A 22,612-nucleotide genomic window follows, 5' to 3' on the forward strand; every position below is an offset into this window, starting at 1 on the left:
TTTTTTTTCGTCCTCGCACCTGCCGCAAACTTGCACCTGCCACAAACACGCCGAGGGCCGGAATCCATCTCTGGATTCCGGCCCTCGGCCTTCAGTAGCGGGGACAGGATTTGAACCTGCGACCTCTGGGTTATGAGCCCAGCGAGCTACCGAGCTGCTCCACCCCGCGTCGGTGAACACGACATTACGCGAGGGAAGCCCACGGAAGCAAATCCATGGGGGACGAGGTGGCCGGGGTCACTTTGCCTCACGCCGACAGTTCTTCCCGCAACGCATCCCGCAACCGCCCCGCCCGCTCGGCGACCTCGGCGGGCCCGAGCGCCACCGCCCGGTCCGCCCACTTCTGCCCCTCCGCCAGCTCTCCGCGACGCGCGTAGACGAGGGCCAGCCGAAGAGCCGCCCGCCCATGCCCCGCGTCAGCGGCGCGCGTCCACCACACGGCCGCCTCCGGCTCGCTCCCCTCCCGGGCGAGCAGCAGCCCCAGATTGAACGCTCCGTTGCGCGACCCGGCCTCGGCCGCCGCCCGGTACCACCGCGCCGCCTCGACCACGTCACCCCGGGCCGCCGCGAGCATGCCCACCCGGACCTGTGCGCGCCGGTGTCCTTGGGTGGCGGCCCGCTCGTACCACTCCTCGCACTCGGTCTTCTCGTGCACGATCTCGCCCAGCTCGTGCGCGGGCTCCGGCGGCCTGCGCGCGTCCAGCACGGCGGCCAGCCGGTACGCGGCCTCCGCGCTCCCGCCGCCCGCGGCGCACCGCAGGTGCCGTTCGGCCTCCTGCTCGTCCCCCTCACGCAGCCGGGCCATGCCGACCTGGAGCGCGGCCTCGGTGTGCCCGGCGGCGGCCGCCCGCTCGTACCACCGCAGAGCGACCGGCTCCTCGCCGCGCCCGGCGTGCAGGATCCCGAGGTTGAATGCCGCGTCCACGCTCCCGGCCTCGGCCGCCTTGGAGAACCACGGCTCGGCCCCGGTCGTGTCGCCGCCCTGGAGCAGCAGGATGGCCAGCGCGTTCGCCGCCTCCCGGTGCCCGGCGTACGCGGCGCGCCGGTACCACTGCTCGGCCTGCGCGGTCCGGCCCTGCTCGGCGCAGAGCAGCCCGAGGTTGTAGGCCCCGTTGTCGTCCCCGGCGTCCAGTGCCGCCCGGTACCAGCGCTCGGCGGTCTGCGTCTCCCCGCGCTCGGCGTGCAGCGCGCCCAGCGCGTTGGCCGCGTTGCCGTCGCCGTCCTGCGCGGCCCGAAGCCACCACACGGACGCGCTGTCGGTGTCCCCGGCGTCCCGCAGCAGGAATCCGAGCGCGCAGGCGGCGCGTGGCTCGCCGTCCTTGGCGGAGGTCAGGTACCAGCGGCCGGCCTCCTTCAGGTCCCCGCGCTTCTCCAGGATCGCCCCGAGGTGCAGCGCGGCGCGCCGGTGGCCGCGCGCGGCGGCCTGCCGGTACCACTGCTCGATCTCCTCGACAGCGTTGTCAGCCCCGGCCTCGTCCTCGCGCGGCGCCCTGCGGTCGAGCGCGCGCGCCAGCCGGTAGGCGGCCTCGCGGTGTCCGCGTTCGGCGGCGGCCCGCATCCAGTGCTCTGCGCCGGCATCCCCGCGGTGCTCCAGCAGGTCGGCGAGCGCGTAGGCGCCCAGCGCATGGCCCTGCTCGGCGGACTGGCGCAGCCAGTACTCGGCGGCGGGTTCGTCCCCGCGCTCGCGGTGGTGCCGGCCCAGCGCGTGCGCGGCGGCGGCCGAGCCGGCGACGGCGGCGATCCGCCACCAGCCGGCGGCCTCATCGGCGTAGCCGCGCTGGTGGAGGAGGACGCCCAGGTTGTTGGCGGCGGCCCGGTCTCCGGCCGCGGTGGCGGCCCGCAGATGGGGTTCGGCTCCGTCGAGGTCGCCGCGGCGCAGCAGCAGGGCTCCGAGGACGCTGGTGGCCTCGGTGTCGCCGTTCTGCGCGGCGAGCGCGAGGCGTACCTCGTCGGCGGCTTCCCCCATGTCGCCCATCTCGTCCCGCGTCGGCTCCTCGACCGAAGGCTGCACAAATCGCCCTGTCTCGAACAGAGTTGCCTTGTCCCCCATAACGTCCATCGTCGCACCACCTACAACCTGGGTACACCCGGTATACCGCAGCCCGTGAGGTCACTTCAGCGTTTTGTCGACATGCCCACAGAGAGATAAGTCAAACACAGTTCGCCCAACTCCCCACGGCGGCGTGGCCGTCCCTCCTGTCTGCACATGAGTTCGCACATCACGAAGGCCCGGATCCCTGTCAGGATCCGGGCCTTCGACTTCAGTAGCGGGGACAGGATTTGAACCTGCGACCTCTGGGTTATGAGCCCAGCGAGCTACCGAGCTGCTCCACCCCGCGCCGTTGCCTGGTAACAGTACCACGGCGCGGGGCGGCCTTGATCAACTCTTCTTCGTATTGCCTGTCCTGTGGGCCGTACTGCCTGTCTCGTCGGCCTTGGACTGTGCATCCTCGGCCCGCTTCAGCGCGTCCTGCAGGTCCTTCTGCGCCTTGGCGTACGCGTCCCAGTCCGGCCCCTCCTTCAGGGCCTGCTGTCCGGCGGCGAAGGCCTTCTGCGCGTCTTCCAGTGCCTGCTTGACCGTCGGATTGCCGGAGCTGGGCGGTTGGGCGGTGCCGGTGTCCGGCGGGGTGGTGGCCTTCACCCCGAACACCTTGTTGAGCGCCTCGTCCAGGGTGTCCTCGAAGGCGGTCTTGCCCTCGTAGGTGACCAACACCTTGCGCAGCAAGGGGTACTTGAGTTCACCGCCGCGGACGTAGACGGGCTCCGCATACAGCAGGCCTCCGTCCAGCGGCACGGTCAGCAGGTTGCCGTACTCGACCTTGGAATGGCCTCTGCTCAGGAGACTGATGGTCTCGGCGATGTCAGCCTGGGAGTTGAACTGGCTCTGGACCTGCTTGGGTCCGTCGACCGTGGTGCTCGTCGGCAGTTTCAGGACTCTGATCTTGCCGTAGTCGCTCGCGCGCGGATCGGAGTCGACCGCCATGAAGGCGCTCAGGTTGTCCCGCCCGTTCGGCGTGAACGTCGTCGTCAGCGAGAACGCCTGCGCACTCTGGTCCGGCATCTTCATGCTCAGGTAGTACGGCGGTACCGCACTGCCGGAGTCGTTGGTCGGGTCGTCCGGGACCTGCCACACCTCGCTGCCGCTGAGGAAGGTCTGCGCGTCCGTCACGTGGTAGCGGGTGAGCAGCTCGCGCTGGACCTTGAACAGGTCCTGCGGGTAGCGCAGATGGGCCAGCAGGGACGGAGAGATGGCGCTGCGGGACTTGACCGTGCCGGGGAAGGCCTTCATCCAGGTCTTCAGCACCGGGTCCTTGGTGTCCCACTGATAGAGCTTGACCTCGCCGGTGTACGCGTCGACGGTCGCCTTCACCGAGTTGCGGATGTAGTTGACCTGGTTCTGCTGGGCCACCACGGTGCGCGAGTTGTTGGTGGCGTTCAGCGAGTCGGCCGTCGTGTCGCCGAGGGTCGTACGGGAGGCGTACGGGTAGCCGTTCGTCGTCGTGTACGCGTCGACGATCCACTGGATGTGGCCGTCCACCACCGCCGGGTAGGCGTCGCCGTCGATGGTCAGCCAGGGGGCGACCGCCTCGACGCGCTCCTTGGGCGTGCGGTTGTACAGGATCCGTGAGCCCTTGCCGATCGCGCCGGAGTAGAGGATCTGCGGCTCGTTGAACGCCACCGCGTATGCGGCCCGGTTGATCGGGTTGTCGAGGTTGACCCCGCTCTTGCCCGTGTAGCTGGTGGTCTTCTCGCCCTGGTCGTCGGAGTAGTCGATCTCCTTCTGGGGACCGCCGACGATCGAGTACGTGCTGGTCTTCTCTCCGTAGTAGATCCGCTGCTCGTACGTGCCCAGGTCGCCCTTGGACGGCAGGTTCTTCTCGGTGAAGACCGGGTGGCCCTCGTCGGCCTCGGTGCCCTTGGCGGCGACCACGCCGAAGCCGTGCGTGTAGCGGAAGTGGTCGTTGATCCAGTTGTTCTTCGGGATGCCGTCCAGGTTCAGCTCGCGCAGACCGAGGACGGTGTCCTGGTCCTTGCCGTCCTTGGCGTACCGGTCGACGTCGAGGTTGGTCGGGAACCCGTAGTAGTTCCGGATCTGCTGGAGCTGCTGGAACGTCGGCGAGACGACGTTCGGGTCCAGGATGCGGATGCTGGCCGTGTCGTCGACCTGGTCGCGCAGCTTGGTCTTGTCCGCGGTGGCGGACTTGCCCGCGTACTCGGTGACCTTGGTGTCGTCGATGCCGTACGCCTCGCGGGTCGCCTTGAGGTTCTTCTGGACGTACGGGGCTTCCTTGGCCTGCTCGTTGGGCTGCACCTGGAACTTCTGCACGATGGCCGGGTACAGGCCGCCGATCAGGATCGCGGACAGCACCATCAGGCCGAAGCCGATGACGGGCAGCTGCCAGGTGCGCCGCCACAGGGTGGCGAAGAACAGCAGCGCGCAGATGACGGCGATGCAGAACAGGATCGTCTTGGCCGGCAGATAGGCGTTGGCGTCGACGTAACGCAGGCCGGTCCAGTTGCCGGTCGCCTTGAAGTCGCTGGACTTGACGGCGAGGCCGTACCGGTCGAGCCAGTAGGCGACCGCCTTCAGCGCGACGAAGATCCCGAGGAGCACGGACAGGTGCCCGGTCGCGGCGGCGGTGGCGCGCGCACCCGGGCTGGTGACACGCAGCCCGCCGTACAGGTAGTGGGTGAGCGCGGCGGCGATCAGGCACAGGATCGCGGTGGCGAAGCCGAAGCCCAGCAGGAACCGGTACCAGGGCAGGTCGAAGGCGTAGAAGGAGACGTCGAGGTGGAACTGCGGGTCCTTCTGGTGGAAGGGCACGCCGTTGACCCACATCAGCCAGGTGCGCCACTGGCTGGACGCCGAGGCACCCGCGATCAGGCCGACGAGGGAGGTGACGGCGAGCAGCAGCCACGTCTTGTACGGCGCGATGCCCATCCGGTAGCGGTCCAGGCTCTGCTGCTCCATGGACATGGCGCTCAGCGGGGGCCGCAGCCGGTGCGCGAGCCAGATGTTGAAGCCCACGGCGAGAGCCATCAGCAGGCCGAAGACGAAGAACAGCCCGATCTTGGTCGACAGGGTGGTGGTGAACACGGACGAGTAGTGCACCGACCGGTACCACAGCCAGTCCGTCCAGAAGCCCGCGAACATGGTGAACGCCATACCGAGGACGGCGAGGACGCCCAGGGTCATGAGGAAGGTCCGGGCGCGCCGGGACGGGCGGCCCGCTCTGATCCGCGGCCCCGTCGGGCCTCCGCCGCGGTCCGGCATCTGGAAAGCCAAGGTGCGCCCCTCGAAGTTCGCTGTCGATCCGTCAGGCCCTCGTGTTCGCGGGCCCGCCGTGGCCCCCCGTGATCGCGGGCCCACACCTATGCAACTTACTGACGGTTTACTCGGTTCCCGATTCCGGCCGGGAACGAGGCAGGATTGTGACCATGTCCAACACTCCCATGGCGGCGAGCCCGCTCACCCGGGCCGTACTCGAGATCGACGAGTACGCCTCCGGCCTCGGCTGGGACCAGCCCGCTCGCCTCTTCGCCCTCGTAGACACCGCACGGCTGCGGGCTCAGGAACCCTCGCTCGCCGCCCAGCTCGGCCTGGAGGACGAGCCCGAGACCACCGGTCTCACCCCGATCGAGCAGGACGAGGTCCCGACGGGCAAGCCGCTCGACGAGTTCCTCGGCACCATCGCCTGGCCCGATGCGGTGGTCGGCTGCGCGCTCACGGTGGAGCGCATGATGCTGCCCCCGTCGGCCGAGGCGCAGGTCCCGCAGGGCCTGAGCGAGGCCAAGCTGGCCAAGTGGGTGGCGGACCACCCCGAGCGCCAGGAGGTCCGTATGACGGTCGCGGTCCTGCGTGACGGCAGCCGCGAGTCGGCGCTGCGCCTGCGCGAGAAGGACTCCCCGACGGAGGTCCTGACCGGCCCTGACCTGGTACCGGGTCTGGCGGAGGCCCTGAAGGCGACGTTCGAGGACTGACCGTCCGCTGTACGGCGATGGGGGCGCCCCCGGCTTCGAGGGGCGCCCCCAGCCGCGTACCGGGGCCTGCCGGTCAGCCCTTGGTGGTGCACTTCGGCAGATCGGCGGTGTCTCCGCTGCGGATGTCCTTGAGGGCACCGAGGGCGTCGCCGATGGTCTTGACCTTGACCAGGGTGAGCCCGCTCGGGGTGTCCTTGGCGGCGGCCGCGCAGTTGTCTGCGGGCGTCAGGAAGTACTGGGCACCCTTGCTGCGCGCGCCGACGGTCTTCATCTCGATGCCGCCGATCGGCCCGACCGTGCCGTTGTCGTCGATGGTGCCGGTTCCGGCGACGAACTTGCCGCCGGTGAGGTTCCCCGGGGTGAGCTTGTCGTAGATGCCGAGCGCGAACATCAGACCGGCGCTGGGGCCGCCGACGTCGGCGAGCTTGATGTCGATGCTGAACGGGAAGGTGTGATCGGTCCCGGCGGAGATCCCGACGATGGCCCGCTTGGCGGCGGTGTCGTCGGAGGTCTTGGTCGTGAGGGTGACGTTCTGCGTCTTGGTCGCCGTCTTGTGCTCCTTCTCGGCGGCGGCCTGCTCCTTGGCGGGGACGACGGTGAAGACGACGTCCTGCCCCGGCTTGTGCTTGGTGACGAGCTTGGCGACATCGGACGGCTGCTTGACCGCCGCACCGTCCACGGCCTTGATCACATCGCCGGCGTGCAGCCTGCCCTCGGCCGGGGAGTTCTTGACGACGGTGGAGACGATCACCCAGGACTTCACCGGGACGCCCAGCTCCTTCAGGGCGGCGACCTTGGCGCTCTCCTGGGACTGGCTGAACTCCTCGGCGTTCTCCTGGGTGGACTGCTCCTCCGTCTTGCCGTCCGGGTAGAGGGTGTCGTGGGGCACGATCTTGCTGTCGTGCGCCAGCCAGCCGTAGACGGCCTCGACCAGGTTCATCCGGAAGTCGGCGCTGGTGACGCGGACGGTCGTCATGTTCAGATGCCCGTCCGCCGGGTAGGTCTTGTGCCCCGAGATCTGCAGCACCGGCTCGCCCTCGTGCTCCCCCAGTGTGTTCACGGTCGGCCCCGGGGACATCTCCGAGTACGGCACGGGGATGAGCACTCCCGCGCACAGGAGCGCGATCAGCATCAGGGTGGAGGCGAGCATCGTCGCGGTGCGGCGTGGCATGCCACGACAGTACGGGACGCCTCTGTCAGCGCACCGTCAGGGCACCCCGTCCTCAGGCGCCGCGCGCACCCGGGTGGGACTTCTCCATGGCCTCGCGGAACCGCGCGTACCCGTCCAGTTCGGGACCGTCGCTGCGCGCCTTGCGTGTCCGGTTGGCCCAGCTGCCCCACAGACCAGCACCGACCGCGGCGATCAGCGGTATCAGCAACCAGGCAAGCACCGCCATGCCGACCTCCCAACCCCATGAGTGTCCGCAACTGACTGATCAGCAGATTAACCATCCGCACTGACAACGCTCACGCCAGGGGGGCGGTTACGCAACCGGAGGGGGTGATAGGCCGAAGGTGAACGAAGGTACGACTGATGTCAGCAGGCGCCGACCCACTCCTCGGTCCCGTCCGAGAACTTCTGGTGCTTCCAGATGGGCACTTCGTGCTTCAGGTCGTCGATGAGCTTGCGGCACGCCTCGAAGGCCTCGCCGCGGTGGGGACACGACACGCCGACGACGACAGCGAGGTCGCCGACCCTGAGGTCGCCCACGCGGTGGACGGCGGCCAGCGCCCGCACCGGATACTCGGCGACGACCTTCTCGGCGATCCGCCGCATCTCGGCCTCGGCGCTGGGATGACAGGAGTACCCGAGCGCATCGACGTCGGCACCTGAGTCATGGTTCCGCACGGTCCCCACGAACAGCGCGACACCACCGGCGGCGTCGTCCCCGACGGCTTGGAACACCTCGTCCACGGACAGCGCGCTCTCCCGGATACCGATCAGCTTGATGGGATCCTGCGCCGCCTGCTCACCGGGGTGATCGTTCGTGGGTGCCATGCCCCCATGGTGCCGCACACCTCCGACATCCCGGAATACAACTTTCACCAGGCACACACGCGGGGAGGTTTGGAGTCTCCTACAGTCACTTTTCGACCGGCCGAGCCAGGCGTCCAGGGGGCGGGCCCTTGCCTCACAGCCGCCGCCGGGCCTTCCGAGCCCGCCGTACGACAGCGGCAGCGCCCAGCAGCGCCACCGTCGCCCCCGCCGCTCCGGCCGCCGTCGCGTCCTTCCGTCCCAGCCGACGCCCGGCAACCGTGTGCCGCCCGGAGACCTCCTCCAGCAGCTCGGCCAGCACCTCCTCGTTGGTCCACCCCGGCCGCCACCCGGCGTCATGCAGCCGGCTCCCGCTGACCACCCAGGGATACATCGTGTAGGCCAGATCACCCGCCGGCGACGGAGTGAGGCCGATCCGGTGGAGCCGAGCAGCGGCGCCCAGCGCGACCGCCGAGGGCAGCTCCATCCGCCGGATCCCGCTCAGCTCCTCGACCTCCTCCTGCTCCAGCCAGCCGTCACAGCCCACGGCCAGCTCCCCGTCGACCTTCTCCAGGACGGCGTACTCCAGAGCACTGCACAGGTCCTCGACGTGACAGAACTGCCAGGCCGGCCGCGACCCGGCGACCACCAGCAGCCGAGGCGACTCGAAGTACCTGGTCAGCGCGGTGTCCGTACCGCCGACCAGCACGGCCGGCCGCACCACGGTGACGTTCAGCCCCGGATGCGCCCGCGGAGCGCGCCGCGCCAGCCGCTCGATCTCCAGCAGATCCCCGACCCCGGTGGCCTCGGCCGTGGCCCGCAGCTCCGCGTCCTCCGACAGGGGCAGCTCGTTGTCCGGCAGCGCCCCGTAGACCATCGCCGACGTGCACAGCACGACCCGGTGCACCCCGGCCGCCGCCGCGGCGGTCAGCACGGTCTGCGTCCCCCGGACGTTGTAAGCGGTGCGCGCGGCGGCGTCGCTGCCGAGGTCCAGGTCGAGGGCCAGATGCACCACCACGTCCGCGCCCCGCAGCTTGTCCGCGATCGCCGGGTCGCGCACGTCGAGGATGTGCCACTGCGCATCCGCGCACTCCCCGCGCCGCTCGTCGATGGCGACGACCTGCTTGATCTCCTCGCAGGCGGCGAGCCGCTCGGTGAGCAGGGCACCGACCCCGGTGGCGGCGCCGGTGACCGCGACGACGGGCCCGCGCACGGCGGGAGGGGTGGAAAGGTTTCGCGCTGCGCGAACCTGCGGATCTGGGGAACTCACCGGGCGTCTCCAGCGGTTGTCTTCAGTACGAGCGCGAGTGACGCGTACGTACCAGGTGCATCCATCCTGCCGCAGCCCTTGCGTCGGCGAAGCACTGAGGCCCGATCGGGTTCGGGTGTCTACGCTGGGTGGTGATGTCGGGCAGCCGCGCCACCGGAGCGAATCCGGTGGCCTTACCAGCCGAGGAATCCCGTGAGTGACACCCCATTCGGATTCGGCCTTCCGCCGGAGGAGCCGGAAGACGGCGACGAGGGCAAGAAGAAGGACCAGCAGAGCGGTGGTGGGCAGGGACCGGCCAACCCGTTCGGTTTCGGCGGCCTGCCCGGAGCCGGTGGCTTCGGCAGCCCGGGCGCCGACAATCCGCTCGCAGCGATGTTCGGTTCCCTGAACCCCACCGACCTGGGCGCCGCGTTCCAGCAGCTGGGCCAGATGCTCTCCTACGAGGGCGGCCCGGTGAACTGGGACATGGCCAAGCAGATCGCCCGCCAGACGGTCGCCCAGGGCACCCCTGACGGCACCAAGGACGCGAGCGTCGGCACCGCCGAGCGCTCCGCGGTCGAGGAGGCCGTCCGCCTGGCCGACCTGTGGCTGGACGACGCGACGTCGCTGCCGTCGGGCGCGGCCTCGTCGGTGGCCTGGTCCCGCGCGGAGTGGGTCGAGGCGACCCTGCCCGCGTGGCAGGAGCTGGTCGACCCGGTCGCCGAGCGGGTGGGCGCGGCCATGGGCGACGTCCTGCCGGAGGAGATGCAGGCCATGGCGGGCCCGCTGATCGGCATGATGCGCTCGATGGGCGGCGCCATGTTCGGCACGCAGATCGGGCAGGCCGTCGGCGTGCTCGCGGGCGAGGTCGTCGGCTCGACCGACATCGGCCTGCCGCTGGGCCCGGTCGGCAAGGCCGCGCTGCTCCCGGCCAACGTGGAGGCGTTCGGCAAGGACCTCGGCGTGCCGAAGGAGGAGGTCCGGCTCTACCTGGCCCTGCGCGAGGCCGCCCACCAGCGGCTGTTCGCGCACGTGCCGTGGCTGCGCTCGCATCTGTTCGGCGCGGTCGACGGGTACGCGCGCGGGATCAAGGTCGACACGGCCAAGCTGGAGGACGTGGTCGGCCAGTTCGACCCGCAGAACCCGGAGCAGTTGCAGGACGCCCTCCAGCAGGGCATGTTTCAGCCGGAGGACACGCCCGAGCAGAAGGCGGCCCTGGCCCGTCTGGAGACCGCTCTGGCACTCGTCGAGGGCTGGGTGGACGCGGTGGTCCACGCGGCCGCGAAGCCGCGTCTGTCGTCCGCCGACGCCCTGCGCGAGACCCTGCGCCGCCGCCGCGCCACCGGCGGCCCGGCGGAGCAGACGTTCGCCACGCTGATCGGCCTGGAGCTGCGCCCGCGCCGGCTGCGCGACGCCTCCCGCCTGTGGGCCTCGCTCACGGACGCGCGCGGGGTCGACGGCCGGGACGCCCTGTGGGCCCACCCGGACATGCTGCCGACGGCCACCGACCTGGACGACCCGGACGGCTTCGTACACCGCGAGCAGCTGGACTTCTCCGAGCTGGACAAGATGCTCGGCGAGGCGGCGGACGGCTCCCGGGACAAGCCCGACCTGAAGAAGAAGGACAAGGGCGAGACCGGGGGCGACGACACCGAGTGAGCCTGTACGACGACGCGGTCCTCGTCCTGAAGGGGCACGAGGACCAGCCCGAGCTGGGTCAGGCCTACCTGGACCACCTGGCGGCCCACCCGGACGGCATGTGGAAGGCCTGCCACGCCGGACATGTGACGGCGAGCGCCCTGGTGATCGACCCCGAGCGCGGCCGCGTGCTGCTGACACTCCACAAGAAGCTGCGGATGTGGCTGCAGATGGGCGGCCACTGCGAGCCGCACGACGCCTCCCTGGAGGCGGCGGCCCTGCGGGAGGCGACCGAGGAGTCCGGGATCGGCGGTCTGACCCTGCTGCCCGGCGGCCCGGTGCGCCTGGACCGGCATCCGATCCCGCCGCCGTGCCACTGGCACTACGACGTCCAGTACGCGGTCCTGGCACCGTCCGGCGCGGTGCAGGAGATCAGCGACGAGTCGCTCGATCTGCGCTGGTTCGCCTACGACGAGGTGGCGGGCGTGGCCGACGACTCGGTCGTGCGGCTGCTGGACGCCACGCGCGCCAGGCTCCGAAACGGGTAAGGGACGGCACGCGTAAGGGGCGGCTGCTCAGGCAGCCGCCCCTTACGTTCGTTTTCCGGACGCAGACCCGGCGGTCAGCTCCAGACGTTGCCCTGGTTCTGGGCGCGTGCCCCGTGCTGACCCATGCCGAACTGCGCGGCCAGGCCCTGCCCGATCTGGGCGTTCTGCGGCGGCAACAGCTCACTCGGCTGGACGAGCGCGAAGCCCGAGCCCATGAAGCTCAGCTCCCAGCCCTCGCCGGTGTTGCCACGGCGCCGCCACACCCCCGAGGAGTGCGTCTGGGCCTGCATCTGCACACGCAGCCCGGTGGACCAGGCGACGATCGCGTCCGCGTCACAGTTGACGTACTTGTCGGGCGTGACCTGCATCAGCAGCGGCGCGCCCGAGGTCATCAGGGCCACCTTGCCGCGCCCGGTGATATTGAGCTGGTACTTCCCGGACCCGGAGATGCCGTAGAGGCTGTCGACGGCGATGACCTCGTGGTGCAGCGAGGAGTCCATCGCGAGGACGTAGCTGCTGTCGACCGTCAGCCCGTCCTGCTCGACGTCCATGACGTGCACGTGCTGGGCGAGGTTGGCGAGATAGACCGTGCCCTGCCCGTGGCAGCGCATCAGGTCCAGGCCCTCGCCGGTGTGCGCACGCGCGCGTGCCTGGTTGTTGCTGCGGTATTCGGCGTCGAACTCGACCAAGCCCTGGTAGGCGACCATGGTGCCCTTGCGGGCGAGGATGTCGTCGTGGCCCTCCAGAGTGACGCGAAGCATCTGCGCGTTCTGCAGGCTCCAGCGCTCCTGCGTCTGGAGGTCGTTGTGCGCGAAAAGCGGGCTCTGCATGGTGTTTCTGGCTCCCCCTCAGCCCCGGATCCGGAGGCGGTCGGTGCTGTCCTCGCTGGGCTGGACGACGACGATGCCCTGGCCGGAGAAGGCCATCTGGTAGGCCTCGCCGCTGCCCCGGCCGATCAGCGACTGCGCCTTGAAGCTGCGCTTGCCCTTCACCTTCAGGTTCGGGGACCAGGCGACGAGCGCGTCGGGGTCGACGTACGTCTCGTCCTCGCCGCCTCCGCAGTCGACGACGATGGGCTTGCCCCGGGAGGTCAGCGCGACCCAGCCCTGCCCGGAGATCTTCGTGTTCCACAGGCCCTGCCCGGCAAACTTGGCGAGCCCCTTGACGCGCTCGACGCCCCACTGCAGGTGGGCGTCGAAGGCGAGCAGGTTGGTGGCGTTGACGGAGATGCCGTCGCCGTTGAGGTTGATCACGACGACGTTCGCGCCGTAGTCGGCGAGGTAGAGCAGGCCGTCGCCGGAGCACTTCATCAGCGGGGCGCCCTCGCCGGTGATCCAGTCGCGGGCGATCTGGCGGACGGCCGGCGGGTTGGGCTCGTACTGGATGAAGCCTTCGTAGGCGACCATCGACCCCACGCGCGCGAGGAGGTCGTTTCCGGTCTGCATGGCGACCTTCAGCATGTGGCTGCCGTGGTTCTCCATGCGGGCGGTGACGGGTGCGGGGGCGTAGCCCGCGAGCGGCTGGTTCATGACGGGCTCCCTCAGACCTCGTAGGGCTGGACGACGATGAAGTTCCCGGGCGCGCCCCGGAACTGGAGGTTGACGCTCTCCCCGGTGTCGCCCGGGTAGGCGTTGCGGCGCATCCGGACCTGGCTGGAGACGATCACTTGGGAGGCGGCCGACCAGGCGACCACCGCGTTGCAGTCGGCGAAGGTCGTGGGCGTCACGGGCAGCACGACGGGCGTGCCGTGCGTCTTGACGACGATCGTGCCGGTGCCCTGGAACTGCATGGTGAACAGCGCGCCACCAGGGATCCCGTGCCCCTCGATACGGCGGACCTCGTACTGGAGGCTCTCGTCGAAGGCGAGGACGTTCTCCGCGGAGACGCAGATCGCGTCGCCCTGCAGTTCGACGGGGTGCAGGTGTGTGGAGTTCTCGGCGAGGAACACCTGGCCGTTGCCGGTGCAGCGCATCAGCTGCATCTCCTGGCCGGTCGCGCTGCCCACGAGCCGCCCGGCGAACCCGGCGCCCTTGTAGCTGAAGTCGACCTTGCCCTGGTAGAGCACCATGCTGCCCTGCCGGGCCAGCACTGGCTGCCCGCCGATGCCGAGGTCGACGCGGATGAGCTTCTTGTTCTGCTGCGTCCAGCGCTGCCCGGTGGGCGTCTCCTTGAACGCCTGGAGCGCGGCCGTCACACCGGCCCCGCCCTGGGGGGCGCCCTGCGGCACTCCGTAGGGGGCGGCCTGCTGGCCGGGGACCTGGCCGTACGGCGGCTGCTGGCCGTAGCCCGGGGGCATCGGCGCGCCCGGCTGACCGCCGTACGACGGCTGCTGCGGCGGCTGGCCGTAGGGCGCGGGCGCCGGGGCCGGCGGATGTACCGTGCCGCCGGCGGGCGGGGCCAGGGGGGCGATGACCGTCGGGGCCGCGTGCACGTTCGGCGCGGGAGGCGGGGTGGCTCCGGGCGGAGGGGCGAAACCCTGGGCTGCGGGCTGCACGGCGGGCGCCGGAGCCGGAGCGGGAGCCGGAGTGGGCGCGGGCGCCGCCGGGACGCCGAACGCGGGCGGGGCGAAGCCGGGAGCGGCGCCGCCCTGGGGCTGCTGCGGGGCGGCGGGCGCCTCCTCCTCAAGCACCTCTCCGCCGAAGTTCTTCAGCAGCGCCTCCAGGCCGCCGTCGAAGCCCTGACCGACCGCCGCGAACCGCCACACGTCCTTGAAGTAGAGGTCACCGAGCATCACGGCCCGCTCGGTGGAGAACTCCGAACCGTTGAAGGAGTACCGGGCGACCTCTTCACCGCCGGCCACGATGCGCACGTAGCCCGGGCTGATCTGCGACATCTGCCCGGCGCCGTCGATGGTCGCCGTGAAGGCGAGCTTGCGGATCTGGGAGGGGATCCGGTCCAGCGTGACCCGGAACGACTCCGTGTCGCCCGCCTGGGCCCCCAGCAACTGGATGGACTCCTCGGGGGACTTCGGCTGGTTGAAGAAGATGAAGTACCGGTCGTCCGAAAGGCGCTCGTCGGCGTCCAGACCGAAGCAGCTGATGTCGAAGGTCAGTCCAGGGGCGGAGATCTGCACGCCTACGTACAGATCCGTGCCCGCCGTGAGGTCACTGATCCTGGCCTTGTGGCCGCGTTGGAATTCCCTGGCCATGCGTTACGACCGTCCCCCATCCCGAATGTGAGTGCGTCGCGCCAGGCTAACGGCAAACCCCGGCAACGGACGCAGTCGGTACAGACCCGGTACACAACCGCGCCCCGTACCTCACAAGGGCAGCCGTTCACTCACCCCGGGCGCCGGGCACATGCGGCAGCCGGTCGGCGGCCACCACCCCTTCGAGGTAGCCGCGGGCCCGCTCGGTGCGCGGGTAGGACTCCAGCAGCCGCCAGAAATCGGGCCCGTGACCGGGCACCAGCAGATGCGCCAGCTCATGGCAGAGGACGTAGTCGACGACGTACTCCGGCATCCCCTGCAACCGGTGCGAGAGGCGGATGCTGCCCTCGGCCGGAGTGCACGAACCCCAGCGGGTGTTCTGGTTGGTGACCCAGCGCACAGAGGCGGGGCGCGCCCGGCCGCCGAAGTACTGGGCCGACAGCCGCTCGGCCCGCTCCGTCAGCTCGGCATCGCCCAGCACCCGTTTGCTCTCCTGGGCGGCGAGTTTGTCGAGCATGACGGTCACCCAGCGCTGCTCCTCCGCCTCGGACATCCGGGCGGGGATGAGCACGACGGTGCGATCGCCCTCGCGGTACGCAGAGACCGTCCGACGGCGCCGGGCACTTCTGCGGACCTCGATCGCGCTCGCCTTTGAGCCGCTCGGCGGCTGGCTCGTCGTGCTGCGCTGTGGCTGTCCGGCGCGGTGCAGTGGGTCGGCGGGCACGCCCCGACGTTACCCGCTGGGCAGGGCCGAAGTCCCGGCTCCGGGACGGTTCGATACCGATGCCCACCATGCGTTTGATTTGTACGACCGATATGCCCTACTGCCATGGCCGATTTATACGACGAATACCCCCAGCCTGTGGATAACCTCCGCCACCCGGCGCCACGGACCGGCATGCTGGCAGGCGTCGGCAGAGCACGACCGACTCCACCGACAACGACGACGTTCGATGACTCAAGGGCTGTTCCAGGGCAATTCGACCGATACGGGGGCCTGGCATGCATCCGATGGTGAAGCCCGCGCTGCGACGCGGCTGGCGTGACCTCAACACCGTGCAGTTCGGGCTGACTCCGGCGCACGCGATGACACTGGGGCCGATGGACACGGCGACCGGCAGCTTCTTGGAGCTGCTCAACGGCACCCGCGGCCTGCCGCTGCTGCGCGAGGAGGGCAGGCACATGGACCTGCCGGACGGCCATGTCGACGCGCTGGTGGAGCGACTGGCCCGCGCGGGCCTGATCGACGACACCCGCGGCGGCGGACCGGCCGCCGACGCGCTGCGGGAGAAGAAGGACGTCCTGGAGCGGCTGCGCCCCGACCTCGCCTCACTCTCCCTGACCACCCCCGAGCCGGGCGGCGCACTCGGCCGGCTCGCGGCCCGCCGGTCCCTGCGCGTCCAGGTGCGGGGTGCGGGGCGGGTCGGGGCCGTGCTGGCGTCGGTGCTGTCCGGCGCGGGTGTCGGCGAGGTCGACGTGCGCGACGTGGGGCGCGTGGAACCGTGGGACGTGGCTCCGGGAGGACTGCCCGCAGAGTCGGTCCGCGAGCGCCGGGCGGACGCGGCACGGGCCGCCGTCCGCCGCGCCGCACCGGACCGCCCGCCACGCCGCACCCGCTCCTCCCCCGGCGACACGGAGGACCCAGGCCTCTCCCTGGTGATCCTCACCGCGCGAGACGATGTCGCCGTGCACGCACCGGATCCCTTCGCCGCCGAACCGCTCATGGCCTCCGGAACACCCCACCTCTATGCCGGGGTCGTGGAGGCAACCGGCGTCGTCGGCCCGCTCGTCCTGCCCGGCGAGACGGCCTGCGCCGGCTGTCTGCACCAGGACCGCACCGACCGGGACCCGGCCTGGCCCCGCCTGATCGCCCAGTGGCGTTCCGGAAAGGCCCGCCAGGTCGGCCCCTGTGACCTGGCCCTCGCCACAGCGGTCGCGGGACTGGCCGCCGCGCACGCCCTGGCCTTCCTGGACGGGGAGTCGCCGTCCAGCGCGGGCGCACGCTGGGAGGCGTCCCTGCCCGGTCTGAACTGGCGCTCCCGGCCCGTGTGGCCGCACTCGGCATGCGGCTGCGGGGCGGTGGAGAAAGGTAAGGGGGAGCACTCCTCAACCGGCGGGGAACCGCGCGAGACAATGGCGGTGCAACGGCCGTCGACGGAGCGACGACGCGAGACAGGCGCGGCGCGGCCGACTGGGACTTGGAGGGCGCATGTCTGATCTTCCCCGGAAGGCGGTCACCCGTACCGCCAAGCTCGCCGCGCTCCCGCTCGGCTTCGCCGGCCGGGCGACCTGGGGGCTGGGCAAGCGGATCGTGGGCGAGTCCGCGGAGATCGTCGGCCGGGAGCTGCAACAGCGCACCGCGGAGCAGCTGTTCAAGGTCCTCGGGGAGCTGAAGGGCGGTGCCATGAAGTTCGGGCAGGCCCTGTCCGTCTTCGAGTCCGCCCTGCCGGAGGAGGTCGCCGGCCCCTACCGCGCGGCCCTGACCAAACTCCAGGAAGCGGCACCGCCGATGCCGACCCGCACCGTGCACGCGGTGCTCGAGGAGCGGCTGGGTGCGGGCTGGCGGGAGCTGTTCCTGGAGTTCGAGGACAAGCCGGCGGCCGCGGCCTCCATCGGACAGGTCCACCGAGCGGTATGGCACGACGGCCGTGAGGTGGCAGTCAAGGTGCAGTACCCGGGCGCGGGCGAGGCCCTGCTGTCCGACCTGAGCCAACTGAGCCGATTCGCCCGGCTGTTGGGGCCGCTCATTCCCGGCATGGACATCAAGCCGCTGATCGCCGAGATGCGGGACCGCGTCTCCGAGGAGCTGGACTACGCACTGGAGGCCCAGGCCCAGGACGCACACGCGCAGGAGTTCGCGGACGACCCGGACGTCGTGGTCCCCGCCGTGGTGCACCAGTACGAGCAGGTCCTGGTCACAGAGTGGATCGACGGCATCCCACTGTCGGAGATCATCACGGACGGCACCCAGGAGCAGCGCGACCGGGCCGGCCAGCTCCTGGCCCGCTTCCTCTTCTCGGGTCCGGCCCGCACCGGCCTGCTGCACGCCGACCCGCATCCGGGCAACTTCCGGCTGGTGCCCGGCGGCCCGGACAGCGAGGAGGACTGGCGCCTGGGTGTCCTGGACTTCGGCACGGTCGACCGGCTCCCGGGCGGCCTGCCGTCACCGATCGGCATCTCGCTGCGGATGACCCTGGACGGCGAGGCGGACACGGTCTACGAACTTCTGTGCACGGAGGGATTCGTCAAGGAATCCATAGAGCTCAACCCCGACGCGGTCCTCGACTACCTGTTGCCGATCATCGAACCGTCCCGGGTCGAGGCGTTCACCTTCACCCGCTCATGGATGCGCAGCCAGGCCGCCCGCATCGCCGACCCCCGCTCCCCCGCCTACCAGCTGGGCAAGCAGCTCAACCTGCCGCCGGCCTATCTGTTGATACACCGGGTGACGCTGAGCACGATCGGCGTGCTGTGCCAGCTGGGGGCCTCGGTACGGCTGCGAGAGGAACTGGAGGAATGGCTCCCGGGATTCGTCCCCGAAGCCGAGCTGATCGAGGAGGAACCGGCAGCGGAGGCGTGATCCTGGGGTTGCCGTGAGGCCCGGGGCTGCTGAAGTCCGGGGCTGCCACGGAGCCTCGGGCTGCCGTGAAGTGTGCGAGGAGCGGGGTGGGGAGGGGGAGGGGGAGGGGAGGGGGGAGGGGCCCTTGAGAGGCGTTCTCACCACCAGGTCGAGTCCAGCCGCCCCTCAATCGCTCGCAGATTCTGCCGGGAGCAGGCGTCGCAGAAGTACTGACGGGTGCCGTTCTCCACGGAGCAGGTCCAGGTGGCCGGCTGGGAGCCATCGGCGCGGATGCCGCAGCGGGCGCACACGAGAGGGCGGGGCTCCGTGGTGGAGCCGCCCTGATCACTTCCTCCGGGAGGACTCGTCACCCGTCGACCATAACTCTCCGGTCGGCGGATCGCCCGGCACAACGCACCGCGGGGGCCGGTCCGTTCGGACGGACCGGCCCCCGCGGGCAAGGTTTCGCCTTCCTGGGCGGGAAGGCCACCGCTTCGGTGTGCTCGGTTACTGCATGACGGCCATGGCGAGCGCACGGCGGGCGCGCTTCGAGGCGCGTTCCGCCCGGCGCTGCATCCGCCGGGCGGTCGCCAGGCACACGGCCCGGCGCTCCCGGTCGGCCTCGTGCAGCCGGTCGTGCATATGCGCACGAGCCAGGGCTTCTGGGATGAGTTGCATCTCTCGGGTCCTGTTCTGACGCGAGCCGGTCGCGCCATTGGTGGTGAAGTCTGGGGTCGCGGAGCCTGCGAGCTCGCTGATGGACGGCTTCATCGGGGCCTGCTTCTTGGGGTCGTGCGTGAGGGGGCGGTCGATCGTTCCTGCGGTGTTCATGCCGTGACCGGGTTCTTGCGCGGGCGACCACGCGGCCGCTTCCGGGCGACGACGACACCCTGGACGAACAGCTCGCCACCCCAGACGCCCCAGGGCTCACGCCGTTCCTTGGCGCCGGCGAGGCAGGCCTCGATCAGCGGGCAGGTGCGGCAGAGGGACTTGGCGTACTCGACGTCCGCCGGCGACTCGGCGAAGAAGACCTCCGGGTCGTAGGAACGGCAGGGGACGGCTACGCCGAGGTTCTCGATGGCGTCGTCGAGCGCGGTGAGCGCGGTGAGGGGGGTCAAGGTGGAGTCCTCCGTGGGGCCGGGCGGGGGGATCGTCTGTGAAGGCGGTACGGACGGGGCGTGCGCTTCGAGTTGCACGGTTGGTCTTCCTCGTCTGGTCGTTCCGGCCGGTTGACCGGGTGTCGGCGTGGTACCGGGTTCTTTTCTTGTCCCGAGGCCCCTTCGCTCCGTCGTCCCCGTTCGGGGGCAAACAGAAGGGCCGCGGATCCCGGATGGGGTTCCGCGGCCCTGAAGGCGCCGGCCTGATCGGCGATCAGGCTGGATCACTCCAGGGTTCTGGCCCACGGAAGGCCCACATCAGGTGGTGCTGCGTCGTCTGCTTCCGGAATCCGGCACCGGCCGCCGCAAAGGCATAGGCATGCGCCCGTGCCTCTACCGCTTCCAGTGCCTTGGTCGGTCGCTCATTGCGCTCACGGATGGGAAGACCCGCGAGAGACAGGGAGGACGCCGGACGGACGGCACGGATGCCGGACAGACCGGTGCCCTGGTTCGAGGCGCCGAGCATGCACGTGGAGACGGCCGAGCGATCGGTCAGTTTGGCCGCGCTGATGGTGCTGGGGTTGATGCTGATCACTGGACTCGCCTCCTCTCGGCGTCTTGGGGACTGGGGGTGAGCCAGTCCGTTCGGATATGCAAGTACAACACGGAACCGGGCCTTGGAGAAGGCCGCCGCTTCCGTGCCTAGAACCTATGGGGATTGCTGGGGCATGCGCAAACTATTTTTTCGACGAGTTCGTATCAGTCGTTCTCGTCGCCTGCCACACCCTCGTGGCCTGCGCAGATGGCCAGAACGTCGGTTCCGTAGCGCTGCAGCTTGCGGTTGAGGACGCCGGGGATGCGGGACAGCTCGGCCGGGCTGTCGGGCCGCGCTTCGGCGATGGCCATGAGGGTCCGGTCGGTGAAGATGCAGAAGTCCGGCTGTCCGCTGCGCTCCGCCTGGACGGCCCGCCACTCGCGCAGCCGCTCGTAGAGGCCTTCGTCCATGTCGGAGGGGCAGTCCTCGCAGCGCATCAGCTTCATTTCGCCCGCGTCGGTGAGCGTGCGGCCGCAGACCCGGCAGCGGGCCGGGGTGCGCTGAGTACGCCGGCGGGCGGCCGGGGTGTCGGCGAGGGCGCCGCGTTCGATGCCTCCGGCGGCTGCGGTCCCGGTGCGGCCGGCGGTGGCGCCGGAGCCGGGGCGCAGGCCGTCGAGGAAACGGCTGGGCCTGCGGTTGGGCCGGCCGCCGGGTGAGCGGGACAGGGCCCAGGAAAAATGCAGGCGTTCTCGAGCGCGGGTCACGCCGACATAGAGGAGACGGCGTTCCTCCTCGACCTGTTCGTCCGTCTTGGCGTACGTGATCGGCATCATGCCCTCGGCGATGCCGACCAGGAAGACGACGTCCCACTCCAGGCCCTTGGCCGCGTGCAGGGAGGCCAGGGTGACGCCCTGGACGGTCGGGGCGTGCTGGGCGTTCGCCCGTTCGTCGAGCTCGGCCACGAGGTCGCCGAGGGTGGCTCGGGGCTGGGCGGCGGCGAAGTCGTGGGCGAGGTTGACCAGGGCGGACAGCGACTCCCAGCGTTCTCTTGCGGCGCCGGAGCCGGCCGGTGGCTCGCTGGTCCAGCCTTCCCCGGACAGCACGGCGCGCACTTGTGAGGGGAGGTTCACGGCGTCGTCGAGCAGGGAGTCGTTGCCGCCGAAGCGGGCGGCGGCGCGCAGGGCGATGCCCGCCTTGCGTACCTCGGGCCGGTCGAAGAAGCGCTCGGCGCCGCGCAGCTGGTAGGAGACGCCGGCGTCGGCGAGGGCCTGTTCGTAGGTTTCGGACTGGGAGTTGGTGCGGAAGAGGATGGCGATCTCGGCGGCCGGGACACCGGCGTCGATCAGTTCGCGGATGCGGCGGGCTGCGCCCTCGGCTTCGGCGGGCTCGTCGGTGTATTCGGTGTAGACGGGTTCGGGACCGGCGGGGCGCTGGGAGACCAGTTCCAGCCGGTGGTCGGCGGCGCGGCCGCGGGCCTGGGCGAGCAGGCCGTTGGCGAGGCGGACGACCTGGGGGGTGGAGCGGTAGTCGCGAACCAGCTTGACGACGGTGGCGCCGGGGTGGCGGAGACGGAAGTCGAGGAGATGGTCGGGCGTTGCTCCCGTGAACGAGTAGATCGTCTGGCTGGCATCGCCGACGACGCACAGGCTGTCGCGGTCGCCGAGCCACAGTTCCAGCAGCCGCTGCTGGAGGGGGCTGACGTCCTGGTATTCGTCGACGACGAAGTGCTGGTACTGGGCGCGGACCTGCGTGGCGATGTCGTGCCGGTCTTGGAGGACGGCGACGGTCAGCAGCAGGACGTCCTCGAAGTCGATGACGGCCCGGTCGCGCTTGAGGTCTTCGTAGGCCGCGTAGAGGTGGGCGATCTCGACGGGGTCGCGGGGGGCCTCACGACCGGCCTTCGCAACCGCGTACGGGTACTCGGCGGGGATGGTCTGGGTGACCTTGGACCATTCGATCTCGGCCATGGCGTCCCGCAGCTCGCCGCGGTCGAGGCGGAGGTTGCAGGTGGCGGCCGCGTCGGCGACGAGCTGGAACTTGCGGTCGACGAGCCGGGGCATGGAGCCGCCGATGGCTTTCGGCCAGAAGTATTGGAGCTGGCGCAGCGCGGCGGAGTGGAAGGTGCGGGCCTGTACGCCGTGGGCGCCGAGCTGGCGCAGTCGGCCGCGCATCTCGCCTGCGGCGCGGTTGGTGAAGGTGACGGCGAGCACGCTGGAGGGCTGGAGGATCCCTGCGCGCACTCCGTAGGCGATGCGGTGGGTGATCGCCCGGGTCTTGCCCGTGCCCGCTCCGGCCAGGACGCACACCGGGCCGTGCAGGGCGGTGGCCACCTCGCGCTGCTCGGGGTCGAGCCCTTCGAGCACCGCGTCGGCCGAGTCCGGTGCCTGCGGGAAGAGGGTGGAGTGCGTTGCTGCTGTCACACCGCCATGCTGCCAGGTCGTCCGTGACTGCTGGGTCGGTTGTCCACAGGCGGGCGCTGATAGTCGTACGAATGCGGCAGGCGTCACAGCGGTGGCGGATACCCCGGGCGGGAATGCCGGGCCGATGCCTTACGTTTCCACCCTGGACTACCTTCCCCGAGCTGCCTGAGGAGCGCGAGAGACATGCAGGGCACTGTGACGATGTACAGCACGACTTGGTGCGGCTACTGCCGTCGGCTGAAGAGCCAGATGGACCGGGAGGGCATCGCCTACACCGAGATCAACATCGAGCAGGACCCGGCGTCCGCTGCTTTCGTGGAGAAGGCGAATGGCGGAAACCAGACGGTTCCGACCGTGCTCTTCGCGGACGGCAGCACGCTGACGAACCCGTCGCTGGCCCAGGTGAAGCAGAAGATCGCCGCCTGACGAGGTCGGTCCGCACCTGCGGAGGAGGCGGTTCT

Annotated in this window: 21 protein-coding genes and 2 tRNA genes; 6 read left to right on the top strand and 17 right to left on the bottom strand. The window is 70.4% G+C overall.

The features are described from left to right. Positions 1–95: 95 nt before the first annotated feature. The 4 genes from AQI88_RS32060 to AQI88_RS32075 form a co-directional block, all read right to left on the bottom strand. Positions 96–169: transfer RNA gene (locus tag AQI88_RS32060), tRNA-Met, on the bottom strand. 78 nt (positions 170–247) lie between these two features. Then, a complete protein-coding gene (locus AQI88_RS32065) occupies positions 248–2,059 on the bottom strand; it encodes a tetratricopeptide repeat protein (protein WP_208615959.1) in 1,812 nt (603 codons plus the stop codon). A gap of 206 nt (positions 2,060–2,265) precedes the next feature. Then, positions 2,266–2,339, bottom strand: a tRNA-Met gene (locus AQI88_RS32070). A gap of 41 nt (positions 2,340–2,380) precedes the next feature. Continuing rightward, positions 2,381–5,275, bottom strand: a complete 2,895-nt coding sequence (locus AQI88_RS32075) for a UPF0182 family membrane protein (protein WP_208615967.1) — start codon at positions 5,273–5,275, stop codon at positions 2,381–2,383. Between the two features lie 164 nt (positions 5,276–5,439). On the opposite strand from AQI88_RS32075, the gene AQI88_RS32080 reads away from it, so the two are divergent. Beyond that, positions 5,440–5,982, top strand: a complete 543-nt coding sequence (locus AQI88_RS32080; RefSeq protein WP_067005878.1) for a PPA1309 family protein — start codon at positions 5,440–5,442, stop codon at positions 5,980–5,982. A 73-nt stretch (positions 5,983–6,055) separates the two neighbouring features. On the opposite strand, the gene AQI88_RS32085 is transcribed toward AQI88_RS32080, so the two are convergent. The 4 genes from AQI88_RS32085 to AQI88_RS32095 all read right to left on the bottom strand — a co-directional run bounded on the left by AQI88_RS32085 (position 6,056) and on the right by AQI88_RS32095 (position 9,227). Continuing rightward, positions 6,056–7,153: a YlbL family protein gene (locus tag AQI88_RS32085; RefSeq protein WP_208615961.1), complete on the bottom strand. Its 1,098-nt coding sequence runs from the start codon at positions 7,151–7,153 to the stop codon at positions 6,056–6,058. A 52-nt stretch (positions 7,154–7,205) separates the two neighbouring features. Beyond that, positions 7,206–7,379: a hypothetical protein gene (locus tag AQI88_RS46840; protein WP_167357495.1), complete on the bottom strand. Its 174-nt coding sequence runs from the start codon at positions 7,377–7,379 to the stop codon at positions 7,206–7,208. Positions 7,380–7,519: 140 nt separating this feature from the next. After that, on the bottom strand, positions 7,520–7,981 hold the full coding sequence (locus AQI88_RS32090; RefSeq protein WP_067005880.1) for a molybdenum cofactor biosynthesis protein MoaE: 462 nt from the start codon (positions 7,979–7,981) through the stop codon (positions 7,520–7,522). A gap of 133 nt (positions 7,982–8,114) precedes the next feature. Then, a complete protein-coding gene (locus AQI88_RS32095) occupies positions 8,115–9,227 on the bottom strand; it encodes an SDR family oxidoreductase (protein WP_067005882.1) in 1,113 nt (370 codons plus the stop codon). 192 nt (positions 9,228–9,419) lie between these two features. Between AQI88_RS32095 and AQI88_RS32100 the strand changes: the two genes are divergently transcribed. Together AQI88_RS32100 and AQI88_RS32105 are read left to right on the top strand one after the other, a co-directional pair. Continuing rightward, positions 9,420–10,865, top strand: coding sequence for a zinc-dependent metalloprotease (locus tag AQI88_RS32100; protein ID WP_067005884.1), 1,446 nt, complete (start codon positions 9,420–9,422; stop codon positions 10,863–10,865). Continuing rightward, positions 10,862–11,392 carry an NUDIX hydrolase gene (locus tag AQI88_RS32105; protein ID WP_067005886.1) on the top strand — a complete coding sequence of 177 codons (531 nt, stop codon included), beginning with the start codon at positions 10,862–10,864 and terminating at the stop codon, positions 11,390–11,392. The genes AQI88_RS32100 and AQI88_RS32105 overlap by 4 nt, the downstream gene beginning before the upstream one ends. Before the next feature lie 74 nt (positions 11,393–11,466). Here the strand turns inward: AQI88_RS32105 and AQI88_RS32110 are convergent, their stop codons facing one another. The 4 genes from AQI88_RS32110 to AQI88_RS32125 all read right to left on the bottom strand — a co-directional run bounded on the left by AQI88_RS32110 (position 11,467) and on the right by AQI88_RS32125 (position 15,264). After that, positions 11,467–12,222, bottom strand: a complete 756-nt coding sequence (locus AQI88_RS32110; RefSeq protein WP_067005888.1) for an AIM24 family protein — start codon at positions 12,220–12,222, stop codon at positions 11,467–11,469. An 18-nt stretch (positions 12,223–12,240) separates the two neighbouring features. Further along, on the bottom strand, positions 12,241–12,921 hold the full coding sequence (locus tag AQI88_RS32115; protein ID WP_067005890.1) for an AIM24 family protein: 681 nt from the start codon (positions 12,919–12,921) through the stop codon (positions 12,241–12,243). A gap of 11 nt (positions 12,922–12,932) precedes the next feature. Then, complete coding sequence (locus AQI88_RS32120; protein ID WP_067005892.1) at positions 12,933–14,540, bottom strand: TerD family protein; 1,608 nt, start codon at positions 14,538–14,540, stop codon at positions 12,933–12,935. A gap of 127 nt (positions 14,541–14,667) precedes the next feature. Beyond that, on the bottom strand, positions 14,668–15,264 hold the full coding sequence (locus AQI88_RS32125) for a M48 metallopeptidase family protein (RefSeq protein WP_079057943.1): 597 nt from the start codon (positions 15,262–15,264) through the stop codon (positions 14,668–14,670). Between the two features lie 278 nt (positions 15,265–15,542). Between AQI88_RS32125 and AQI88_RS32130 the strand changes: the two genes are divergently transcribed. Next, complete coding sequence (locus AQI88_RS32130) at positions 15,543–16,757, top strand: TOMM precursor leader peptide-binding protein (protein WP_067005897.1); 1,215 nt, start codon at positions 15,543–15,545, stop codon at positions 16,755–16,757. Next, entirely contained in the window at positions 16,750–18,120 is a 1,371-nt protein-coding gene (locus AQI88_RS32135; RefSeq protein ID WP_067005899.1) for an ABC1 kinase family protein, read from the top strand. Before AQI88_RS32130 ends, AQI88_RS32135 begins: the two co-directional genes overlap by 8 nt. A gap of 137 nt (positions 18,121–18,257) precedes the next feature. Here AQI88_RS32135 and AQI88_RS46180 read toward each other — a convergent pair whose 3' ends face one another. From AQI88_RS46180 to AQI88_RS32155, 5 genes are all read right to left on the bottom strand, one after another. Then, complete coding sequence (locus AQI88_RS46180; protein ID WP_159050453.1) at positions 18,258–18,470, bottom strand: hypothetical protein; 213 nt, start codon at positions 18,468–18,470, stop codon at positions 18,258–18,260. Positions 18,471–18,606: 136 nt separating this feature from the next. Then, positions 18,607–18,930, bottom strand: coding sequence for a hypothetical protein (locus tag AQI88_RS32140; RefSeq protein WP_067005901.1), 324 nt, complete (start codon positions 18,928–18,930; stop codon positions 18,607–18,609). Then, positions 18,927–19,295 (bottom strand): WhiB family transcriptional regulator, encoded by a 369-nt coding sequence (locus AQI88_RS32145; RefSeq protein ID WP_067005904.1) that lies wholly within the window; start codon positions 19,293–19,295, stop codon positions 18,927–18,929. The genes AQI88_RS32140 and AQI88_RS32145 overlap by 4 nt, the downstream gene beginning before the upstream one ends. 175 nt (positions 19,296–19,470) lie before the next feature. Beyond that, on the bottom strand, positions 19,471–19,791 hold the full coding sequence (locus AQI88_RS32150) for a hypothetical protein (protein WP_067005906.1): 321 nt from the start codon (positions 19,789–19,791) through the stop codon (positions 19,471–19,473). 164 nt (positions 19,792–19,955) lie between these two features. Further along, positions 19,956–22,151 (bottom strand): ATP-dependent DNA helicase UvrD2, encoded by a 2,196-nt coding sequence (locus tag AQI88_RS32155; protein WP_208615962.1) that lies wholly within the window; start codon positions 22,149–22,151, stop codon positions 19,956–19,958. Positions 22,152–22,334: 183 nt separating this feature from the next. On the opposite strand from AQI88_RS32155, the gene AQI88_RS32160 reads away from it, so the two are divergent. Continuing rightward, a complete protein-coding gene (locus AQI88_RS32160; RefSeq protein ID WP_067005908.1) occupies positions 22,335–22,577 on the top strand; it encodes a mycoredoxin in 243 nt (80 codons plus the stop codon). Positions 22,578–22,612: the final 35 nt, after the last annotated feature.

The organism is Streptomyces cellostaticus, assembly GCF_001513965.1.
GTDB classification, from domain to species: domain Bacteria; phylum Actinomycetota; class Actinomycetes; order Streptomycetales; family Streptomycetaceae; genus Streptomyces; species Streptomyces cellostaticus.